We start from the raw sequence: 5,053 nt of genomic DNA, 5'->3' as shown, positions 1-5,053 counted from the left end.
CGTCGGGCTCGCACTTCTCAGGCAGGCCCTCGAAGAGCTCGGTCAGCATGGCGATGCACCGACGGCACCGGGGTGCCACGACAGGCTGTCAACCAACCTCCCGCGCCACCAGGGTCAACCAGTGAGGTCAGCTGACCAGCAACCCGACCGCGGTGGACACCAGCACTCCCGCACCGAGCAACCGGCGGAACGGGTTCACCCCGCGCAGCAGCTCGTCCCCGGCCCACCACACCAGCGCCACCCGGGTGCCGACGAACACCGCGGTGCCCCACGGCCCCTCGTCCACCACCTGGCGCACCAGGGTCAGCGCGAGGAACACCCAGGCCGCCACGTTCGGCCACTGGGCCACGGTCCAGCGACGGTCGGCCCGGGTGCGGTCGGCCAGCAGCCAGTCCAGGGCCCTCCTCATCGCGGTCCGACCGCCGAGAAGGCGGGGTCGGTGAACAGCGCCGCACCCGGGGTGGCCCCGGACAGCGCGTCGGCGGCCAGCACCACCGCGGCCGCCGTCCAGGTGGTGCGCTCCACCGGCCAGACGGCGTCGTCGGCGAACACGTAACCGGTCCAGTAGCCGCCGTCGGCGTGTCGCAGGTGCTGCACCGCGGCCAGCTGCTCGGTCGCGGCGTCCGTCTGCCCGGACGCGACCAGCGCCATCGCCAGCTCGCAGGTCTCCGCGCCGGTCACCCACGGCCGGTCGGCCACGCAGCGCACGCCCAGCCCGGGGACGACGAACGCGTCCCAGGACGCCGCCAGCCGGTCCTCGGCGGCGGCGCCGGTCAGGGCGCCGCCGAGCACCGGGTAGTACCAGTCCATCGAGAACCGGGACCGGTCGTCGAAGGCGCCCGGGTCGTCCACCAGGGCCCCCTGCAGCCGGTCGGCGGCCGCGGCCCAGTGCGGCCGCTCCTCGCCGACCCGACCGGCCAGGACCAGGCCGCAGCGCAGCGCCTGCAGCAGCGACGACGAGCCGGTCACCAGCGCGACGTCGTCCGGCGTCCCGTCGGGGCGCAGCGCCCAGCCGACCGCACCCGAGGGCAGCTGCATGCGGCACACCAGGTCCAGTGCCCGGGACACCGGACCCCACCAGCGCGCGCCGGCGCCGCCGGTGACCAGGGCGTGGTGCAGCGCCCCGACGGCGAGGTAGCCGGCGTGGTTCGCCTCGACTCCGGGCGCGGTGACGGCGCCCTCCCGCCACTGCGACGGGAAGCCACCGGAGGGCAGCTGCCGGGCGCACAGCCAGTCCAGCGCGGCGGCGGCCTCCTGGACCAGCCCGCCGACGGTCAGCGCCATCGCCGCCTCGACGCAGTCCCAGGCGTCCAGCTGCCCGCCGCGCCACCACGGCAGCATCCCGTCGGCGGCCTGCTCGGCGGCGACCGCCGCGACCGTGGCGGCGACCTGGTCCCCGGACAGCACGCCGGGCACCTCGGGCAGCAGCGTCACCAGGGCTTGGTGGCGTAGACGACCAGACTCTTGCCGATCACCGGGTCGAGCAGCTTCTCCGCCGTCCGGGTCACCCACGGCCGCTCGGTCAGGTCCCACACCAGCACCCGGTGGTAGGCCCGCACGGGGGCGGGGGAGCGGTCGACGCCGACCGCGCACTTGAGCCACCAGTACGGCGCGTGCAGCGCGTGCGCGTGGTGGCTGGACCCGGGCAGCAGCCCGACCTGGGCCAGCCGGGACCGGACCTCGGCCTCCCGGTAGATGCGGATGTGCCCGCCCTCGTTGGCGTGGTAGGCGTCCGACAGCGCCCAGCACACCCGCTCCGGCCCGTACCGCGGCACGGTCACCGCCACCCGCCCGCCGGGCTTGAGCACCCGGGCGATCTCGGTGAACGCGGTCAGGTCGTCGGGGACGTGCTCGAGCACCTCCGACGCGATCACCCGGTCCACCGACGCGTCGGGCACCGGCAGGTGCAGCAGGTCCCCGCGGACGGCGGTGGCCGAGGCCCCGACCGGTGCCTCGCCGGCCGCGGCGATCGCACCCAGCCACTCCTGCGTGGTGGCCACCTCGTCGCCGCCCCGGTCGAGCGCGACCACGGCGGCGCCGCGGCGGTAGGCCTCGAAGGCGTGCCGGCCCTCCCCGCACCCCAGGTCCAGCACGGTCTGCCCGGCGCGGACGTCGAGCCGGTCGTAGTCGACGGTCAGCACGAGCCGAGCACCCCCTCGTACCAGGCGGCGGTGCGCTCGGCGGTCGAGCGCCAGGTGAAGTGCTCCAGCACCCGGGCCCGCCCGGCGCGCCCGAGCTGCTCCTGCAGGCCGCGGTGGTCGAGCACCAGCGCCAACGCGCCGGCCAGCCGGTCGACGTCCCCGGCCGGCACCTGGAAGGCGGCGTGCGAGCCGACCACCTCGGGCAGCGCGCCGGCGTCCGTGGTCACCAGGGGGGTCGCGCACGCCATCGCCTCGACCGCGGGCAGCGAGAACCCCTCGTAGAGGGAGGGGACGACGGCGACGGTAGCCCGCTGCAGCAGCTCGACCAGCTCGGCCTGGGGGAGCGGGCCGGTGAACCGGACCGCCCCGGCCAGCGACAGCCGCTCGACCGCGGCGGCGGCGGGGCCGCCCGGCCGCGCGGTGCCGACGACGGTGAGCCGGACCTCGCGCTCGGTGCGCAGCTTCGCGACGGCCTCCAGCAGCGGGACCAGTCCCTTGAGCGGCACGTCGGCGGAGGTGGTGACCACCACGTGGTCGGCGTCGCGCACCCCGTCGGCCGGGGTGAACACGGCGGGGTCGATGCCGACCGGGACGACCTCGATGCGCTCTGCGGGCACGCCCATCAGCCGCCCGATGTCGCGCCGGGAGCTCTCCGACACCGTGGTGATCGCCGGCAGCCGGCGGGCGACGCGGGCCTGCATTCCGGTGAAGGCGTACCAGCGGCGCAGGGTCAGCGACCGGCGGAACGAGGCGTGCGCGAGCTCGAGGTCGCGGTCGACGGCGACCGGGTGGTGGACGGTGGCCACGGTGGGCAGGCCGGTGCGCAGCAGGCCCCAGCCCAGGGACTGGTTGTCGTGCACGACGTCGAACTCCTCGCGCCGGGCCCGGAGCAGCCGGGCGGCGCGCAGGGAGAAGGTGAGCGGCTCGGGGAAGGCCGCGGTGCACATCTGCCCGTACTCCAGGACGTCGACCCAGTCCCGGAACTCCCCCAGGTGGGGTCGCCGGAACGGGTCGGGCTCGCGGTAGAGGTCCAGGCTGGGCACCCGGGTGAGCGGGACGCCGTCGTCGAGCTCGGGGTAGGGCTGCCCGGACAGCACCTCGACGCGGTGGCCCAGCTCGCGCAGCTCCCGCGACAGTGCCCGCACGTAGACGCCCTGCCCCCCGCTGTGCGGCTTGGACCGGTAGGACAGCAGTGCGATGCGCAGCGACCGTCCCATGGCGCGGACTGTAGCCAGCGGGTGTGACGGGCCCGTGCGAGCGCCTACCGTGGGGTGATGCGCCGCACCCCGCTCCTGCTCGCCGCCGCGTCCTCCGCCTCGCTGCTCCTCGCCGGGTGCGGGGCCGCCACCTCCGACACGGCCCGGCCGGCCCCGCAGGTGGCTCCCGCGGCTGCCACCGAGGACGCCCCCGCGCTGGCCGACGGGCTGCTTCCCGCCGACCGGTTCGCCCCCGGCGGCACCGTCACCCAGGTGACCGGCGACGAGTTCGCCGGCCTGCTCGGCCGCGCCCGCGGTCACGACGTCGACCCCGGGGCCGTCACGGTCACCCCGCAGGCGTGCGTCGACGCGCTGACCGCGGCCCGGGCCGCGCTCGGCGACCCGTCCGCCGTCGACGACGTGGCCGGTCAGTACACCCGCACCGGCTTCACCGGCACCGCCGAGGTGCTGACCACCGGCGGTCCGGCCGCCACCGTGGTCGGCACCCTCACCGACGCGGTCGCCGCCTGCCCCACCGCCACGGTCGCCACCCCGATGGGCCAGGCCGTGGTCACCTTCGGCACCGTCACCACCCCCGACCTGGGCGACGCCGCAGCCGTCGTCCCGGTGACCGTGTCGGTCACCCGCGACCAGGGCCCGGGCACGACCGGGTCGGCGCTGCTCGGCGTGGTCTCCGACGGCGACCGGGTGCTCGGCCTGGCCACCGGGGGCCTCGGCACCGCGCCCGACGCCGCTGCCTTCGACGCGCTGCTCGCCGACGCCGCGCAGCACGCCGCCGACACCCTGGGCTGAGGCAGACCGCGGCCCCCGTGGTCGGATGGGCCGGTGTTGACGCCCCGCCGCCCCCTGCTGGTCCTCGCCGCCGCGCTCGCCGTCGCCGGCTGCAGCTCCACGGTCGAGGGGACGGCGTCGCCCTCGCCGACGACCGGGTCCTCGGGCGGGTCCTCCAGCTCGTCGGCGCCGTCGTCCTCGGGGTCGCCCGACGCCGGGGAGGACCTGACCGCCGGGTTGCTGCCGCAGGACGCCTTCGGTCCGGGCGCCGTGGTGGCCCCGGTCAGCCAGGGCGACCTGGAGGCCGGCGCCGCCGTGGGCGCCGACCTCGAGGGCGCCACGATCACCCCGGAGGCCTGCGCGCAGGCCGTGGCGGCCAGCCAGCCCTCGGTGACCGACCTGACCGGGGTGGCTGCGCAGACCGCCACGACGGGCACCACGGTGACCGCGCAGCTGCTGACCACCGGGACCCCGGGAGACCCCGTCGCCCAGCTCGCCGCCGCGGCCGCCGCCTGCCCGCAGGCCACCGTCACCTCGCCGCAGATCGGCACGGCCACCATCGACCTGGCCGCGCTGCCGGTGCCACCGCTCGGTGACGGCTCGGCCGGGCTGGCCTACACGACCACGGTGACCGGGCCCGACGGGTCGCAGATCGCCGTCCCCGCGCTGTACGCCGTCGTCGCCGACGGTGACCGGTTGCTGTCGATGATCAGCACCTCGGTCGGCGGCACCGTCGACCAGGCCGCCTTCATCGCTCTGGTGCAGCAGGCCTACGAGTACCAGGCCCAGCAACTGGACTAATGGGGCTTACCGGGCCTCCCGTTGTCTGGAAGGTTCGGTGCCGGTAGCGGCCGGTGGGTCAGCACTCTCTTGGACTGGAACGCTCCTGATTCCTAGGCTCAGATCGTGCGCCCACCGGTCGTG

At 76.3% G+C, this 5,053-nt stretch carries 6 protein-coding genes; 2 read left to right on the top strand and 4 right to left on the bottom strand.

Annotation, left to right across the window (positions count from 1 at the left end; translation table 11 throughout):
• Positions 1–127: 127 nt before the first annotated feature.
• The 4 genes from NH342_RS21865 to NH342_RS21850 are packed head-to-tail and all read right to left on the bottom strand — an operon-like array spanning position 128 to position 3,358.
• On the bottom strand, positions 128–409 hold the full coding sequence (locus NH342_RS21865; RefSeq protein WP_253018277.1) for a hypothetical protein: 282 nt from the start codon (positions 407–409) through the stop codon (positions 128–130).
• Positions 406–1,434: a prenyltransferase gene (locus NH342_RS21860; protein ID WP_253018275.1), complete on the bottom strand. Its 1,029-nt coding sequence runs from the start codon at positions 1,432–1,434 to the stop codon at positions 406–408. The genes NH342_RS21865 and NH342_RS21860 overlap by 4 nt, the downstream gene beginning before the upstream one ends.
• The gene (locus tag NH342_RS21855) at positions 1,431–2,141 is read right to left on the bottom strand and encodes a class I SAM-dependent methyltransferase (RefSeq protein ID WP_253018273.1); all 711 of its coding nucleotides are present in this window, start codon (positions 2,139–2,141) and stop codon (positions 1,431–1,433) included. The genes NH342_RS21860 and NH342_RS21855 overlap by 4 nt, the downstream gene beginning before the upstream one ends.
• Positions 2,135–3,358 carry a glycosyltransferase family 4 protein gene (locus NH342_RS21850; protein ID WP_253018271.1) on the bottom strand — a complete coding sequence of 408 codons (1,224 nt, stop codon included), beginning with the start codon at positions 3,356–3,358 and terminating at the stop codon, positions 2,135–2,137. The genes NH342_RS21855 and NH342_RS21850 overlap by 7 nt, the downstream gene beginning before the upstream one ends.
• 57 nt (positions 3,359–3,415) lie before the next feature.
• Between NH342_RS21850 and NH342_RS21845 the strand changes: the two genes are divergently transcribed.
• Complete coding sequence (locus NH342_RS21845; RefSeq protein WP_253018270.1) at positions 3,416–4,150, top strand: hypothetical protein; 735 nt, start codon at positions 3,416–3,418, stop codon at positions 4,148–4,150.
• 33 nt (positions 4,151–4,183) lie between these two features.
• Entirely contained in the window at positions 4,184–4,930 is a 747-nt protein-coding gene (locus NH342_RS21840; RefSeq protein ID WP_253018269.1) for a hypothetical protein, read from the top strand.
• Positions 4,931–5,053: the final 123 nt, after the last annotated feature.

It is taken from the genome of Klenkia sp. PcliD-1-E (assembly GCF_024124375.1).
In the GTDB taxonomy this organism is placed as follows: Bacteria; Actinomycetota; Actinomycetes; order Mycobacteriales; family Geodermatophilaceae; genus Klenkia.
This window is presented reverse-complemented; position numbering and strand designations above follow the sequence as displayed.